Genomic DNA, 14,950 nt, shown 5'->3' on the forward strand with positions numbered 1-14,950 from the left:
TTTACCCCTTGAGTGAACTCATTCGTTTTCTTTCGTTGGAAGGTAGGATTCGCAAAACCTTTCGGTATTTTGCCACTGTTCTACGGGCAATTTCAATACCTTTTTTCTCCATTAGTTCCACAATGTCTTGGTCGGACAAAGGATTGTTTTCATCCTCTTCTTTGACCAAATTCCGAATGATCTCATGAATTTTTTTGGAACTCTCTTTTCCCCCTTCTGCTGACTTCACACCAGAAGAAAAGAACCATTTGAGTTCAAAAATGCCCCATGTAGTTTGGATGTATTTATTCGTTGTGATCCGAGAAATGGTAGATTCATGTAATCCAAGTTTTTCAGCCACTTCCTTTAGCGTGAGAGGTTTGATAAACCCAATCCCACCCCGGAAAAAATCCACTTGGAAATCAATGATACAACTCACTACTCTTTGTAAGGTTTGCCTACGTTGTTGGATGGACCTAATGAGCCACTGCGCAGAACTATATTTGGTTTGGAAGTATTCCTTTTCTTTGGGAGGAAGTTTGTGGTTTAGGAGTTCTTTGTATTCTTCTTGGATGGTTAACTTGGGCAACCACTCATCATTAATAAAAATGTTAAATTCGTTACCTACTTCTTTCACAACCACATCAGCGACCACATAGTCAATTTTTCGACCTTGGTAAGTGGTGGCAGGATAGGGTTCTAATTTTTTGATCAATCTTGCGAAACTTAGAATTTCTTCTTCTGTAATTTTTAAATTTTTTGCGATTTTTTTATAATCTACTTTCTCTAAATCAGACAAGAATTCACCAATTAATTGGTGTAAGATGGTGTTGTCTGGAAACAAAATACGTGCTTGGATGAGTAAGGTTTCTTGCATATCCTTAGCACCAATTCCGATGGGATCCAATTCATGGATGACTTGCAAAACCCTGCGCAGTTTTGGTTCCGGAAACCCCATCTCTTGGCAAAGCAAAGACAAGTCGTCTGCGATAAACCCTTTCTCATCAATCATACTAATGAGAACTTCTCCAATTTCAAACTCCAATTTGGTAAGTTTGATCAAACGTAATTGGTTCAAAAGGTGTTCTTCTAAGGTTTCCCCTCTTGTCGAAGATTCTATGTATTTTTGATTTCTATCACTTGCTTCGGAATCATATGTTCTTGGCCCTTCCAAAGAATAACTATCTTGCCAATTGACATCAGTACTTTTTTCGTGATTGAGTTTTTCCAAACGTTTGACTTCATCAACGGAAAAGAGCTCAGGCATTTTCGTTTTTTCATCTATACCCAACTCATCTAAAAGTGGGTTTTCCAATAATTCGTTTTGGATTTTATCCGAAAGTTCTAAAGTAGAAAGGGATAATAATTCAATGGACTGACGTAAGTCCTGGGTCATCACCAGCTTTTGTGTTTGGCGTTGTGAAAGTGAAGCCCCAAGTTTCATTTAGAGTTTAAAATCCTCACCTAAATAAATACGACGTGTTTCTGGGTCATTGATGAGATCATCTGCAGTACCAGAAATCAATATCCTTCCACTATACATAATGTATGCGCGGTCGGTGATTTTTAATGTTTCTCTTACGTTGTGGTCCGTGATTAAAATCCCAAGCCCTCGTTCTTTTAAAGATTGGATTACATTTTGAATGTCTTTGACGGCAATCGGGTCAACCCCTGCAAACGGTTCATCTAACAAGATAAAGTCGGGATTGGTCACAAGTGCACGTGCAATTTCACATCTTCGTCTCTCTCCACCAGAAAGAGTATATCCCTTTTGGTTTGCCACTCGCATGATCTGTAATTCCATTAAAAGTTCATCCCTTCGGCGAATGATTTCGTCTCCAGGCAAATTCATGGTTTCTAAAATCGCTTCCAAGTTTTCGGCAACAGTGAGTTTACGAAAGATACTGGCTTCTTGAGCAAGATACCCAACTCCCATTCTAGCGCGTATGTGCATGGGAGCTTTGGTAAGGTCTTCGTTATCAATATAAACATGGCCTTCGTCGGGAGTCACAAAACCAACACTCATATAAAAACTAGTGGTTTTGCCAGCACCATTGGGTCCTAAAAGCCCAACAATTTCCCCTTTTTTAATATAAAAACTGACTCCATCCACAACCTTACGTTTGTTATAGATCTTAACCAAATTCTCCATCCGAAATGTTTTTACATTCGGATCAAATTCCTTTTTTTTCACAGGAAGTTTACTTTTTTTCACCATTCGGGATTACCTTTAGCCCATCTGTTAATAAGGCTTTGTCCGATTTTGGATACAGTATGATTTTTCCAGCAGAGACCTTTGTTGCATCTCTCACAAGAGTGGGATTCCCTTCCAAAACAAGTTCATCTTTTTTTTCATAATAGGTAGCAAACTCACCAGTGGCTTTCGCGGATTGTGTTTCCACTTGGACATCACCGCGAGCCACTGTTTCATTGCGTTCGTCAAAACGTTCCAAAAACACAGAGGTCAGTTGACCCCGTTCCACCAAATCTTTTTTGTTTAGAAATACAATTTTGGGACTTTCGGAAAGATAGGAGTATCCTTTTTCTTTATCATAAAATAAAAGCCCTCCTTCCATACGATATCCATTCTCTTTATCTAAATAACTAACATTGCCTGTTGCTTTGATTTCTTTATTATTCTTTCGACTTTCCAAAAGATCTGCTTTAAATTCTGCGTTATTTCGAAACATGTTGGCATCCCCTTTCATTGCTGTCACAGTTTCTTTGCCTCGGTTCGTATGTGTGAGAGTTTTTCCTGAAAATAAAGTAAGCACTCTTTCTTTGGACACCACTTCTTTTTCTTTGTCTTTTTTGTTTTCGTAACTGACTTGGTATATGGTCGCATCACCATCCAATTGAATGCTTCCTTCTTTTACAAAATAAGAAAGAGTTTGGCCTATGAGAAAACGTGATTCCGAAAACAAAAAGGGTTCCCCTTTTAAATCGATTCGGTCTTCTTTTTCACTAAACAATGCATCTTCGCCGAAAACTTGGAATTCATCGGAGGTAACCACAACCTTACCTGCGAGTGATGTTTTTGCTTCTTCTAAATTACGAACAATGGATTGGCATTTGATTTTAACGATTTTACCGTCTTTTTTTTGAGTGAGAACAGGTTGGTTTTCTAAACTTACCGTTCCTGCCATCTTATCGTAAACACCTCGAGTGGCAGTCAGAGTCACTCCATTTTGAAAGTCTTCTACAATCACCTGGCCTTTTAAATTTCCAAGTAATGCTTCTTCCCCAATGATTTCAATTTCCCGAGCACTGAGTTTGATGGTTTTATGCATGATGTAGGCACCACCACCAAGGATAAATACCTTTACCGGAAATCCACTGATCACTCGTTCTTCTTGTGTGAGACTACTTCCACCCCAAACGATTGGTATCTTATCTTTTTTTTCTTTTTTGGTTTCGATGAAAGGAAGAGTATCCTCTTTTTTCAAAAAGTCTTCGGTTCCATATAAAATGGGAATGGGGGAAGCAAAACTGAGACTCACAAAACAAAGGAAACACAAATACCCATGGATTAATTTCATGGTTTATCCTTTAAGGGGTTTGTTCCCCCAACCGTGATTGCCTTAGGTTGGATGATGGTAAATTTATTCAAACTTTTATCGGCTCGTAGTCCTTTTCCTCGTATCGTTGTTCCATCAGAATACACAACAACATCAGCTTCCGAAAACAATGTTTTGTCTTCTAAATTATAAGTCAGTGCTTCCGATTCGATAAACTTACCATCGTTTGTTTTCAAACGCACTTTCCCTTCTAAGATTACGGTTTTTGTTTGGTGATTGATTTCTCCCCGATTGCCCGTCATCATCGAAGTCACTTTCCCTTTTTCAAATTGATTGAACTCAAATCCATAAACAATGGTTTTGTTTTCTTTCGGAAAAATATACGATTCATCACCCTTTAGTTTCCATTCCAACTCACCTGTTTCTTTGTAGGAAGAACGGCTAAATTGACGCATCGAAACCATGGATCCAGATTCTTTTTCCACTTCAATCCGAAGGTATTCCTTGTCTTTACAAGTGGAGAATCCCAAAAGCAAACACAATGTCCATACCTTCGTTTTCATAGAAAGTTTGTTTTTATGACTCTAAGAAATTTGTTTTCACCAATCGGTCCAACTCCAAAAGTTGGGTGAGTAGTGTTTTGGCTTTGGCTAAAGGGAATTGGGTTGTGGCGTCGGACAAAGCCTTTTCTGGATCAGGATGAACTTCCATAAAGAGACCTTCCACACCTACAGAAACCGCACCACGCATCATATGAGGGATGAACTCTCGTAGACCACCTGTTATGTTACCCGCGGCTCCTGGAAGTTGTGCCGAATGTGTTCCATCAAATACAATCGGGATACCATGTTTGTGCATCATCGGAATCCCACGAAGATCAAACACAAGATTCCCATATCCGAAACTGGCACCCCTTTCTGTGACCATGTATTTTTCAGATCCTGATTCTTGGATTTTTGTTTTAATATGCCTTGTGTCGTCAGGTGCCATAAACTGACCCTTTTTGACATTCACCCATTTTCCAGTTTCTGCTGCCTTAGCGATCAAATCCGTTTGGCGGCTTAAGAACGCTGGAATTTGGAAAATATCAACCGTATCTTTTAAAGGATCTACTTGGATTGTTTCATGGATGTCCGTGAGCACTGGGACATTGTATTTGTTTTTGATAAAATCAAGGAGTTTACGACCTTCGTCGAGGCCTGGCCCACGATAGGAATTGATCGAAGAACGATTGGCTTTGTCAAAGGAAGACTTAAAAATATAAACAATCCCTAACTCGTCACAGATGGCTTTCATCTCACCACAAACGCGATCGAGTAAATCTTTGTTCTCCATCACGCAAGGTCCTGAAATCAAAAAAAACGGATTACGGCCTCCGATTTTTTTTCCAAAAAATTCTCTTTCTTCAATTAAATCGTACATCTTATTCCTCCGATTTTTTAGCTAGTTTCGAAGCGGCTTTGATAAAACCAGCAAAGAGTGGATGGGGATCGGTTGGTTTGGATTGGAATTCCGGATGGAACTGCACTCCCATAAACCAAGGATGGTTTGGTATCTCTACAATTTCCACCAAACTTCCATCAGGTGAAAATCCAGATAAATTCATTCCTTTTTTCTCAAAATCATCTTTGAAACGTAATGTGAATTCAAATCGATGTCTATGACGTTCGGAGATGCGATCTGCTTTGTATTCCGAATGGGCCAGTGTACCTTTTTTTACAACACAAGGATAAGCGCCAAGTCGCATCGTTCCACCCATGCGTTCGATTTCTTTCTGTTCTTCAATCATGGAAATCACAGGGAATTCGACATTGGGTTTGAATTCTGTAGAATTGGCATCTTTATAACCAAGCACATGGCGAGCAAATTCAATCACGGCACATTGCATTCCCAAACAAATTCCAAAAAACGGAATTTGTTTGGTTCTAGCATATTGGATGGCGGCAATTTTTCCTTCGATGCCTCGTTCTCCAAACCCACCTGGAACAAGAACCCCATGAACACCTTTCAAAAGTTCTTTGATGTTTTTTGCATCTATATCTTCCGGATTGATTTTGACAACTTCCACTTCCACATCATTGGCAATTCCACCATGAGCCAAGGACTCATATACAGAACGATACGCATCTTGTAAGGAGATATATTTTCCAATTAACGCAACTTTTACGGTCTTTTTCGTATTACGAATTTTTTTAACCATATTTTCCCATTGGGAAAAATTGAGTTTTCGTAAGTCCATACCAAGAGCATTTAAAACCACTTCATCTAATTTATCTTCTCTGTACATGAGAGGGATTTCATAAATAGAAGTAGTGATATCAACAGCAGAAATCACGTTTTGTTCTTTTACGTTACAAAAAAGAGAAATTTTATTTTTCATCTCTTTTGACATTGGTTTATTGATACGGCAAATCAAAACATCTGGTTGGATTCCAAGAGCAAGTAATTCTTTCACAGAGTGTTGGGTTGGTTTGGTTTTTGCTTCCCCGGCAGCTGTAATCGTTGGGACGAGCGTTAGGTGAAGAAACAATACTTGGTTACTTCCATGTTCGTAACGCATCTGACGAATTGCTTCCAAAAATGGAATGGATTCAATGTCACCAACCGTTCCACCAATCTCCACGATCACAAAGTCTGTCTCTTGGTCTCGTGTTAGGTTGTAGATCCGATTTCGGATTTCATTGGTGATGTGGGGAACCACTTGCACCGTTCTTCCAAGATAATCCCCTTTCCTTTCTCTCTCTATGACAGCATGATAAATTTGACCAGTGGATACTGAATTTTTTCGTGAGAACTTGGATTTGGTAAATCGTTCGTAGTAACCTAAATCCAAATCTGTTTCGGCACCATCTTCGGTGACGTAAACTTCCCCATGTTGGTACGGACTCATAGTACCTGGGTCAATATTGATATAAGGATCCATTTTTTGTAAAGAGACGGTATAACCTCTCGCTTCGAGTAAACAACCGAGAGCGGCAACAGTGACCCCTTTCCCTAGAGAAGAAGAAACACCACCGGTAATGAATATATATCTGGTCTTGGACAAACTGGACCTCAAAAAAGAATGTTTTTTACAGACTGTCGGGATTTGGGTCCAAAATCAATACGTTTAGGAGGGAGATTTCGCTTTTTCTAAAATCTTCGTTGTGGATTTTCCCGAGACAAAGGGCAAAATTTGAATATCCGCTCCCATCTCTTTTAAAATTTGGTATTCTGGGAGGGTTTCCACTTGGTAATCCCCACCCTTGGAATGGATGGATGGTTTTACTTTTTTTAAAATCTCAAGGGGAGTGTCTTCCGAAAAACTGGAAACAAAATCAACCGAGGACAATGCGGCAAGAACCATCATTCGATCTTCACAGGAATTAATAGGACGAGATTCCCCTTTCAGTCGCCTAACGCTCGCATCTGAGTTCACACCAATCCAAAGAAGGTCTCCTAAATCACGTGCTTGTGCCAAATAAGAAACATGACCTGGATGTAAGATGTCAAAACAACCATTGGTAAATACAATTTTTTTGCCTTCGAGACTCTTTCGTTTGCTCTCTATGGTTTCATAGGGAATGATTTTATGGCTTAGATCACTAAAAAAACTCATGTGGTTTCATCCAAATATCCAAGATTTCGTAGGGCTTCTTCAATTTCTGATTGAGTCACTGTCGCTGCACCCAATTTACCCACAACAATCCCTGCACTCACATTGGATACAAGTGCCGCATCTCTAATACTCATACCTGTGGCAACAAACGCAGTATAGGTGGTTATCACAGTATCCCCCGCTCCTGTCACATCAAACACTTCTTTGGCAACTGTTGGGATATGATAAAACAGGTCGGTTTTACGTTCATAAATGGACATCCCTTTTTCACCCCTTGTGATCATCATGGCATCAGGTGTGAGTTTTTCTGAAATTTCACGACAGGCAGTTTCGATTTCTGCATCCGAACTCAGTTTTTTTCCCAAGGCCTTTCCCGCTTCGTGGTGATTCGGTGTCATGATATGAATATTTTGGTATAAGAAAAAATGACTCACTTGTGGGTCGACTGTCACAATTTTTTTTTCGGCATTACAAACAGTGATGATAGACTGGATCAGAGATGGTGTTAAATACCCTTTATCATAGTCAGACAAAATCACAGCAGAGGCATCTTTGATTTTCACTTGTAATTGTTTCAGAATTTCAGCTTCTTCCTCTTTGGTTAAAGGAACAATTTCTTCTCTGTCCACACGACACACTTGTTGGTGAGAGGCGATGATACGTGTTTTGAGAATGGTGGGAATTGTTTTGGATTTAAGTAAAACCAAATCTTCTTTGTTTACCGAATTGGAAAGTAAAATCGATTCTAAATTTTCACCAGCTTTGTCTAAACCAATCCTACCAAACACGATGCCATTCACACCGATGGAAGTGAGATTTTGTACGACATTCCCGGATCCACCTAAAGTTTGTTTTTCGTTTCGTACCCAAACCACAGGCACTGGGGCTTCTGGGGAAATCCGTTCCACTGAACCAATTAAATACTCATCTAAAATCAAATCCCCGATCACGAGCACTTTGGTTTCTGAAAGTTTAGCAAATGATTGTTTGAGAGAAGATTTTTTAATTTTCAACAAAGCCGAATCCTTGAATTGGTTTACAACTAAACATGGAATCTAAAACCTTTCTCTGTGTCAACCTTCCCCTTACCTCTCTTTCCTTTACCAGATGTATTTCTGTTTCCAGGTATGTTTTTGCCCTTACACATCTTTGAGCCACGGTATCGGATGTTATTAGATTTTTGTTTGGAAAATGGTGGGGAGATGGGAATGGCACCTTACCCCAAAGGATGGACTGGCAGTGGTTTACCACCGATCCCAGAAGTTGTGGGTTTTGGACACATCATCCAAAAGGAAGCACTACCAGATGGCAGATCCAATATCATCTTAGAAGGACTTGGGACAGCGGAAATTGTAAGTCTCGCCTCCACCGAACCATTTTATATCGCACAAGTTTCCAAAAGAGACCATGAACGAAACAAAAATGTGTCCCCTGATTTAAAAGAAAAAATCGAAGAACTACTTGTTCTCACCAAACGGATCTTACTTGCAGAAGGTGCAGAAGAAGATCTAATTCTCAAAATGAACCAAATTTTGGGGCACCCTTTCCCTGTAGATTTTATTGCTTCTCTCATCTACTTTGATTTCAAAACCAAACAAAGGATTTTAGAAACCACTCATTTGGAAACAAAAGCAGACCTACTCAAACAAGTATTAATGGGTCTTAATTTGGGTGAATGATCGATTTGTTTTTTAACTCGGCTACTAAAAATAGAAACGCAGGAAATTCTGAATTGTTTTCTCGATAAAACACACGTGGATTAGAATCTTTTGCATTTAAGTAAAGATAACTTGAGTTTTCTTTTCTAATGTATGCTCGATCCAAATAATGATTGGCTTGTGAATACAACAAAAAGTCTTTCATCAAATCACTGATCGCCACATCACCTTCCGATTGTTTGCCTGATGCCACAAAAAATAAAGAAGTGTAGTCACCATCTATTCTTTCAAAATGAAATTCAACTTCCCAATGACCTTTTTTTCCAAAACTGGTTTTGGGACTTGGATTTTCACCAACCAAGTTTGGAATAAAATCTAAGGTCTCCCAAGGGATTTGTTTTCCTAAAAAATTTTCTTTTGCTAAGTAAGAACGCCAGTGTTTAGAAAGCCCTCTCACTTTTAGTTTAGGCAATTGTAATTGTTCTCGTAAGTATCCGCGTAAGGTTAAAAAACCTAAAAATCCTAACTGGATTTGTGTGATGGATTGGAAGTCCCAAATTTCCTCTTCTTTGAGGGGAGATAAAAACAAGGAATCCATGGCATAAAAATCTTGGTGTTGGTAGGGATAAAATACACCAGCCGGGGAAGAAACAAAGGATCCATCTAAACGATTCACATTAAAAGTATCGACGGAAATGGGAAAAGAGAAGAGAATATTCCGCCCCAGATCCGAGGCGGAAACGTTTTGAGAAAGGAAAAACTAATCTGCTGCGTAAAGAGCGGCGATTTTGTCTTTGTATTTTTCTGTAATCAAGTGGCGTTTCATTTTGAAGAGGTTTGTCAATTCATCACCCACCTCAAATGGTTTTGTGATGAGAATGAAAGGTGTCACCTGTTCAAAAGACTTAAAGCCAGTTTTTGTGTTATTGAGAGCTTTGATTTCCTTTTTATAGAAATCTAGAACCTTTGGATTTTCGATGAGTTTCTGTTTGTCTGTCTCACCAATTCCATTTTCCTTCGCCCAATTCGTCAATTGGTCAAAATCTGGAACCACAATGGCACCCAAATTCTTTTGGTCTTGTCCAATCACCATACACTGAGAGATAAAAGGAGACTCCGTGAGTTTGTCTTCGATTGGAATCGGTTCCACGTTTTCCCCACCAAGGAGAACCACTGTATCTTTGGCACGACCTGTGATGGTGAGTGTTTTTTTGAAATTGAACATTCCAATATCACCCGTATCCATCCAACCGTCTTTTAGAACCTTTGCAGTGGTTTCAGGGTTTTTGTAATACCCCTTCATCACTTGTGGTCCTCGTATGTGGATCACACCTCTTTGGCCATACTTACCAGAAACCAATTTTTGGTTCGCATCCACATGTGTGAGAACTTTACCCACATCATCTCGAATTTGCACTTCGGTTTCCGGAGTGATGACACCCACAGAACCTTGCACCAGTTTCTTAAAAGTTCGAACAGAAATGACAGGAGACGTTTCCGTCATTCCATATCCTTCGAGAACATTAATTCCGATGTCATTGAAGAAAGCATCCACGTGTCTTTGGAGGGCACCACCACCAGAAACGGAGGCCTTTAATTCCCCACCAGTCGCCTCACGGATCTTGGAAAGAACCACTAGGTCAAGAAGGAAATACGGAATGGCAAGAACCACTGCGACCACAAAGTAATAAATCCCTTTCACTAAGGAAACGATTGGGTTACGTCCAACGTAATCCACTTGGTTCCCTTTGAGAAAACGTGTGGCTGCATTGAAGTGTTTGGAGAAAAAATAAGCCAAGTTAAACAATCCTCTACGAACGGCAGGAGTTTGTTTTGGATCATTGATTCTTGTATAAATTCCATTATAGATACTTTCCCAAAGTCTAGGGGCAGATGCCATAAACGTTGGTTTCGCTTTTTTCATATCATCGCGAAGATCACGTACGTTTGTATAATACGTAGCACATCCCGCAGCAATTGCTAAGTATTCAAATACTCTTTCGAATACGTGCCATACAGGTAGAATTGATAACATACGTTCGTCGGCATTGATATCAATCATACTTCCAAGAATAGCCCTAGTTTGGTGAATCATGTTACTGTGTTTTAACATTACCCCTTTTGGCATTCCTGTTGTTCCAGAAGTATAAATGATGGTGAAAAGATCATCAGGTTGGATCGCTTTCATCCGATCTTCTGCTTTTTTAGAACCTTTTGCTCTTAATTCTTTTCCTTTTTCAATTAGGTCGTAGAGTTTTAGAACACCAGTCGCTGTGGATTTTTTATCCAAGACGATCAGAGTTTTTGCAAATTCTAACTGAGAACGGTTCTTTTGGAACTTCTCTAACATTTTGTCATTTTCTAAGAAAACAACTTTTGCTTCACAGTGATTGAGAATATAAACAATTTCTGAATCCGTAATATCGGTCCCACGTGGAACATCAGCTGCTCCTGCCATAAGGATTCCATAATCGGTAACAATCCATTCCAATCGGTTGTCGGCAAGTAAGGCAACATTTTCCTTGGCATTCACACCTAAATCAATGAGTGCTTCTGCTAAGTTGATCCCTAGATCATAGACTTCTTTGAAGGTAACGGGTTTATAGGACTTCGATTCGTCTTTACTAACGAATGCGGGACGGTTCCCAAATTTTTCAGCACTCTGCTGGAAGAGTTCGGGCAAATTGGCTGGCATGATTCTGACTCCTTTCTGAAAAGAAAACGGTAAAAGGTATCTTTAAGGGACTTTTTTAACGAACATGAGTCAAGACATTTTCATTCTTGTCATTGAAATCAAGGAACGTTCAAACTTTTGTTTCGCATTGCACAATTATGGCAGTTCCGACTTCGCCCACACGTGGGAACGAATCACAAGACCTATTAGGTCTTCTTTTTCCAATCCGTACTGACGGTACACAATCTTTCCCGAACGATCAAATACAAGGACACATGGGATTCCCTCGACTTGATAAAAATCTGTCATTTTCCAGTCTTTATCCAGTAAGGTGGGATAACTCATTTTTAATTTAGACATGTCTTTTTGGATGTGTTCCAGTGGCTCTGATGTGTCGGTGTTGATTCCACGAAATACAAAATCAGAGGAAGAAACAGACTGTTTCCATTCATTGATCGTAGGCACAGCCTTCGCACATGGCTCACACCATGTTGCCCAAAAATCGAGGACAACCACTTTACCCCGAAAGTCAGAAAGAGACTCCATTTCACCAGAAATGGTTGGAAGTGGTTCTGGATAAAAATCTACTTTTCCGGTTGCAGGTTGACAAAAAAAGAAAGAAAGGAAAACGAGAAGATAAAATCTGGATGATAACTTAGGGATTAAATCAGTTTTTATTTTTGAATTCATTAATTTACAACTACTTCTCCAACTTAGACGAATGGAATGATTACGTAAAGGGAAACTGGAAGGGAAAAGGAATTTCGATGATCCCTTCTTTCACAGAACCGTATGAATCAGGGGACGAAACCATCGTTACATGGAAGTTCCAACCAAACCAAATCAAATCCCGTTTTTCCCGAGGAAAGTCCAAATACAATCTCACTTGGTCTGTGGATGGAGCCATCCTATGTGACCGGATCAAACTTTTTGCCAACACAGAAGACTGGGAATGTGAAATCCAAGCCATGACGAAAGATCGATTTCACTTACATGTAGTTCCAAGAGGTGACAAAAATAAAATTTTGTTTTCGGGTGTTGTGACCAAAAAAAAAGGATTACTCTCCCTCTTCTAACACCTTACGAAACACATCTTCTGTAATGTTTGCCGCATTTTCCCACCGAAAGGATTCCACGGACACATCAACTGGACTCGGATTTTGAAAAAACTGGTCGATGGTTTCTGCCCACTGTTTTGCATTTTCTTTTGTCTCTGTTGGTAGATAACGAACTCCCTCTTTTCCAATTTCATGAAACGTTGGAATATCCGAAACGATACAAGGAAGTTTATGGAAAAGTGCTTCCACCATCGGAATTCCAAATCCCTCATATTTACTCGCAAACAAAAATAATCCAGCTCGTTTGTAGAGATGTTGTAATTCAGAATCAGAAACTGAATCTAAAATAAAAATATCTTTGTACAACGTACGTTCTTGGATGAGTTCTTCAATGAATTCAGGTGACTCCCAACCAATTTTTCCCACGATCACCCATGGCCTGTAGTGATGAGGGTTTTTCTTTCGATACTCCCTGTATACTTCTAACAAAAAAGGATAATTTTTTCGCGGTTCAATGGTTGAGACAGATAAAACATATCCTGTTCCTAAATCTTTCACTCGGTTGGTTAGATTTGTTTCCAAAAGTTTTGTCATTTCTTCTGGATTCACACCAGGGTATGCCACCCCAGTTTGCTCTTTGGGATAACCAAACTTTTTACACATATCATCACTTGTTTGTTTGGAGATCGATAAAATGAAACTAGATCGCCTAACAGAATACCTTTGAAACAATCTTTGTTGGACTTTGGCGATCCAACGCATGGTATTCGGATACAAATACAATACCAAATCACAATACGTTAATACTGCCTTTAACTCCTTCGGTAAACAGGGAGGTAATACTTGTTGGGACCCCCAAAACAAATCCAATCGATGCGTTAATAAATAAAAAGGGATATATACATTATAATACAATCCACCTTTCCATTTTAAGAATCCGCCCCCTTCAACCCATTTCACATTCGGTAAATCCAAGACGGCTTTGTGATCAGGATGAATAGGCAAATGAGAAAAGAGTAAAAATTCATACTTTTCTTTTTTGGGAAAAGCTTTTAAGGTTTCAGCAATGAGGCGACCCACTCCGGAAACACGAGTGGATAAGGGTCTTGCATCCAAACCAATTTTATAGGTTTTTACCATCGTTCTTTTACCTTTAGTGAAAGTTGGTGGAAATCAATTTTTGATTCGAGGTATTGGACAGCTGATTTTTTTCCTGCGACCAAACCAAAACTCAGAGTTGTTTTTTGATTAAAAATATAAGGTTTGTCTTTCAGGGGAAAACAGATAAAATTTTCTTCATCTAACAAAGAAATTCCACCGCAGATATCCCATTCATTTTTCGGTTTTAAGGAAACAATTAAATCGATAAATCCAGCAGACAGTAGTCCAAGTTTGTAAGCAATACTTCCCATTGCGCGCAAATCGAAGTCTTCTGTCCAAAAAGGATCACTAAAAAGTCCTTCTTTCATTTCGGAAACAGAAACAAGCAAAATCGGTTTTTTCCGAATTTCTTTTCCCTCTTGTAACGGATGTAAAACGGAAGAACTCTCAACCATTAAAGTTCTAAAATTTTCTTCTGTGGAATAAGGAGCTTGGAGTTTTGCAAAAAAACTATGTTTGCCTTTGGAAAAAAACTCACCTGTCGCTGGATTAAAAATAATTCCCCAAATGGGATCTCCATTTCGAACAAGGCCAAGGCTCAGTGCAAATTGATCATTTTTTTTAACAAATTCCCTTGTGCCATCAATGGGATCTAAAATCCAAACCCATTCTTTGTCTAAACGAAGACTGGTATCCGTTTTTTCTTCTGATAAAAATCCATGGTTTGGAAATCGGTGTGAGATTTTTTCATTTAAAAACTCACTCGCATAAAGGTCCGCTTCCGTGACGGGATCATTTCCCCCCTTGTCACGAATTTCAAAATCTGTTTTATAAATGTTTAGGATGGAATCACCAACTTCTAAAACCCACCGCCATACTTCTTGAAATTCTTGTTCTTCCATTCCTTCCTATAAACGAATCTGATTAATTCTTTTTCTCTTCTTTATGTGCACCTGAACTTAAGTCCAGACCCTCTGGTTTTTCTAATACAATTTCTTCAGAAGGCAGAGTCACATAGGTCTCCGGATCCACTGGAAATTGGTATTGGAAATAATAGTTTTTATATTTTACGTAAAATGTGTTCGTTCCTTCCGGACGTTCTGTTTGTAAGTCTTGGAATTTTAAATCCTTTAACTCTTTTTTTGGATTTGCAAAACGTTTAGAGAGGGTACTTCTCACTGAATTCACCAAATTGGATTCAAAGTTTTTTTTCTTTTGTTCTTCGGTGAGTTTGGGGTTACGGAGATGATCTTCCAATCGTGTAAATTCTTCCGCTAAACCAGTGTTTTGTTGTGCTTGGAGTGCCAAACTCATAAAACAGAATAGAGTGAAACATTTTAATAACAAATTCATATCCTTACCCC

16 protein-coding genes are annotated in these 14,950 nt (G+C 39.1%); 2 read left to right on the forward strand and 14 right to left on the reverse strand.

The window, feature by feature from the left end; all coding sequences use genetic code 11:
• Position 1: 1 nt before the first annotated feature.
• The 8 genes from rpoN to rfaE1 form a co-directional block, all read right to left on the reverse strand.
• A complete protein-coding gene (gene rpoN, locus EHQ59_RS05925; RefSeq protein ID WP_135618356.1) occupies positions 2 to 1,423 on the reverse strand; it encodes an RNA polymerase factor sigma-54 in 1,422 nt (473 codons plus the stop codon).
• Positions 1,424 to 2,131 (reverse strand): LPS export ABC transporter ATP-binding protein, encoded by a 708-nt coding sequence (gene lptB, locus EHQ59_RS05930; RefSeq protein WP_039927891.1) that lies wholly within the window; start codon positions 2,129 to 2,131, stop codon positions 1,424 to 1,426.
• A 49-nt stretch (positions 2,132 to 2,180) separates the two neighbouring features.
• Positions 2,181 to 3,518 (reverse strand): LptA/OstA family protein, encoded by a 1,338-nt coding sequence (locus EHQ59_RS05935; RefSeq protein ID WP_135618358.1) that lies wholly within the window; start codon positions 3,516 to 3,518, stop codon positions 2,181 to 2,183.
• Positions 3,515 to 4,060, reverse strand: coding sequence for an LPS export ABC transporter periplasmic protein LptC (gene lptC, locus EHQ59_RS05940; RefSeq protein WP_135618360.1), 546 nt, complete (start codon positions 4,058 to 4,060; stop codon positions 3,515 to 3,517). The genes EHQ59_RS05935 and lptC overlap by 4 nt, the downstream gene beginning before the upstream one ends.
• 13 nt (positions 4,061 to 4,073) lie before the next feature.
• A complete protein-coding gene (gene kdsA, locus EHQ59_RS05945) occupies positions 4,074 to 4,919 on the reverse strand; it encodes a 3-deoxy-8-phosphooctulonate synthase (RefSeq protein WP_135618361.1) in 846 nt (281 codons plus the stop codon).
• 1 nt (position 4,920) lies between these two features.
• Complete coding sequence (locus EHQ59_RS05950) at positions 4,921 to 6,543, reverse strand: CTP synthase (protein ID WP_135618363.1); 1,623 nt, start codon at positions 6,541 to 6,543, stop codon at positions 4,921 to 4,923.
• 63 nt (positions 6,544 to 6,606) lie between these two features.
• Positions 6,607 to 7,095: a D-glycero-beta-D-manno-heptose 1-phosphate adenylyltransferase gene (gene rfaE2, locus EHQ59_RS05955; RefSeq protein ID WP_135618364.1), complete on the reverse strand. Its 489-nt coding sequence runs from the start codon at positions 7,093 to 7,095 to the stop codon at positions 6,607 to 6,609.
• A complete protein-coding gene (rfaE1, locus tag EHQ59_RS05960; RefSeq protein ID WP_425270122.1) occupies positions 7,092 to 8,111 on the reverse strand; it encodes a D-glycero-beta-D-manno-heptose-7-phosphate kinase in 1,020 nt (339 codons plus the stop codon). Before rfaE1 ends, rfaE2 begins: the two co-directional genes overlap by 4 nt.
• A gap of 111 nt (positions 8,112 to 8,222) precedes the next feature.
• Between rfaE1 and EHQ59_RS05965 the strand changes: the two genes are divergently transcribed.
• Positions 8,223 to 8,774, forward strand: coding sequence for an LON peptidase substrate-binding domain-containing protein (locus EHQ59_RS05965; protein ID WP_341867139.1), 552 nt, complete (start codon positions 8,223 to 8,225; stop codon positions 8,772 to 8,774).
• Here the strand turns inward: EHQ59_RS05965 and EHQ59_RS05970 are convergent.
• The 3 genes from EHQ59_RS05970 to EHQ59_RS05980 all read right to left on the reverse strand — a co-directional run bounded on the left by EHQ59_RS05970 (position 8,758) and on the right by EHQ59_RS05980 (position 12,117).
• A complete protein-coding gene (locus EHQ59_RS05970; RefSeq protein ID WP_135618367.1) occupies positions 8,758 to 9,429 on the reverse strand; it encodes an LIC11631 family protein in 672 nt (223 codons plus the stop codon). The genes EHQ59_RS05965 and EHQ59_RS05970 overlap by 17 nt on opposite strands.
• Before the next feature lie 84 nt (positions 9,430 to 9,513).
• Positions 9,514 to 11,448, reverse strand: a complete 1,935-nt coding sequence (locus tag EHQ59_RS05975) for an AMP-dependent synthetase/ligase (RefSeq protein ID WP_135618368.1) — start codon at positions 11,446 to 11,448, stop codon at positions 9,514 to 9,516.
• Positions 11,449 to 11,583: 135 nt separating this feature from the next.
• Entirely contained in the window at positions 11,584 to 12,117 is a 534-nt protein-coding gene (locus tag EHQ59_RS05980; protein ID WP_135618369.1) for a TlpA family protein disulfide reductase, read from the reverse strand.
• Here EHQ59_RS05980 and EHQ59_RS05985 point away from each other — a divergent pair.
• Positions 12,108 to 12,503: a hypothetical protein gene (locus EHQ59_RS05985; protein WP_244245409.1), complete on the forward strand. Its 396-nt coding sequence runs from the start codon at positions 12,108 to 12,110 to the stop codon at positions 12,501 to 12,503. The two genes, EHQ59_RS05980 and EHQ59_RS05985, sit on opposite strands and share 10 nt — an antisense overlap.
• Here the strand turns inward: EHQ59_RS05985 and EHQ59_RS05990 are convergent.
• From EHQ59_RS05990 to EHQ59_RS06000, 3 genes are read right to left on the reverse strand one after another with little or no spacing between them, the layout of a single operon-like run.
• Complete coding sequence (locus tag EHQ59_RS05990; RefSeq protein ID WP_135618370.1) at positions 12,486 to 13,625, reverse strand: glycosyltransferase family 4 protein; 1,140 nt, start codon at positions 13,623 to 13,625, stop codon at positions 12,486 to 12,488. The genes EHQ59_RS05985 and EHQ59_RS05990 overlap by 18 nt on opposite strands.
• On the reverse strand, positions 13,619 to 14,488 hold the full coding sequence (locus tag EHQ59_RS05995) for a 3'(2'),5'-bisphosphate nucleotidase CysQ (RefSeq protein WP_135618371.1): 870 nt from the start codon (positions 14,486 to 14,488) through the stop codon (positions 13,619 to 13,621). Before EHQ59_RS05995 ends, EHQ59_RS05990 begins: the two co-directional genes overlap by 7 nt.
• A 22-nt stretch (positions 14,489 to 14,510) precedes the next feature.
• A complete protein-coding gene (locus tag EHQ59_RS06000; protein ID WP_135618372.1) occupies positions 14,511 to 14,939 on the reverse strand; it encodes an LIC11625 family surface-exposed protein in 429 nt (142 codons plus the stop codon).
• Between the last annotated feature and the right edge of the window lie 11 nt (positions 14,940 to 14,950).

Source organism: Leptospira kemamanensis, from assembly GCF_004769665.1.
GTDB classification, from domain to species: Bacteria; Spirochaetota; Leptospiria; order Leptospirales; family Leptospiraceae; genus Leptospira_A; species Leptospira_A kemamanensis.

What these genes read in the sequence shown, in the direction of transcription:
- rpoN (WP_135618356.1), bottom strand. Translation starts at nt 1,423, where the DNA reads ATGAAACTTGGGGCTTCACTTTCACAACGCCAAACACAAAAGCTGGTG.
- lptB (WP_039927891.1), bottom strand. Translation starts at nt 2,131, where the DNA reads ATGGAGAATTTGGTTAAGATCTATAACAAACGTAAGGTTGTGGATGGA.
- EHQ59_RS05935 (WP_135618358.1), bottom strand. Translation starts at nt 3,518, where the DNA reads ATGAAATTAATCCATGGGTATTTGTGTTTCCTTTGTTTTGTGAGTCTC.
- lptC (WP_135618360.1), bottom strand. Translation starts at nt 4,060, where the DNA reads ATGAAAACGAAGGTATGGACATTGTGTTTGCTTTTGGGATTCTCCACT.
- kdsA (WP_135618361.1), bottom strand. Translation starts at nt 4,919, where the DNA reads ATGTACGATTTAATTGAAGAAAGAGAATTTTTTGGAAAAAAAATCGGA.
- rfaE2 (WP_135618364.1), bottom strand. Translation starts at nt 7,095, where the DNA reads ATGAGTTTTTTTAGTGATCTAAGCCATAAAATCATTCCCTATGAAACC.
- EHQ59_RS05965 (WP_341867139.1), top strand. Translation starts at nt 8,223, where the DNA reads ATGTTTTTGCCCTTACACATCTTTGAGCCACGGTATCGGATGTTATTA.
- EHQ59_RS05975 (WP_135618368.1), bottom strand. Translation starts at nt 11,448, where the DNA reads ATGCCAGCCAATTTGCCCGAACTCTTCCAGCAGAGTGCTGAAAAATTT.
- EHQ59_RS05980 (WP_135618369.1), bottom strand. Translation starts at nt 12,117, where the DNA reads ATGAATTCAAAAATAAAAACTGATTTAATCCCTAAGTTATCATCCAGA.
- EHQ59_RS05990 (WP_135618370.1), bottom strand. Translation starts at nt 13,625, where the DNA reads ATGGTAAAAACCTATAAAATTGGTTTGGATGCAAGACCCTTATCCACT.
- EHQ59_RS05995 (WP_135618371.1), bottom strand. Translation starts at nt 14,488, where the DNA reads ATGGAAGAACAAGAATTTCAAGAAGTATGGCGGTGGGTTTTAGAAGTT.
- EHQ59_RS06000 (WP_135618372.1), bottom strand. Translation starts at nt 14,939, where the DNA reads ATGAATTTGTTATTAAAATGTTTCACTCTATTCTGTTTTATGAGTTTG.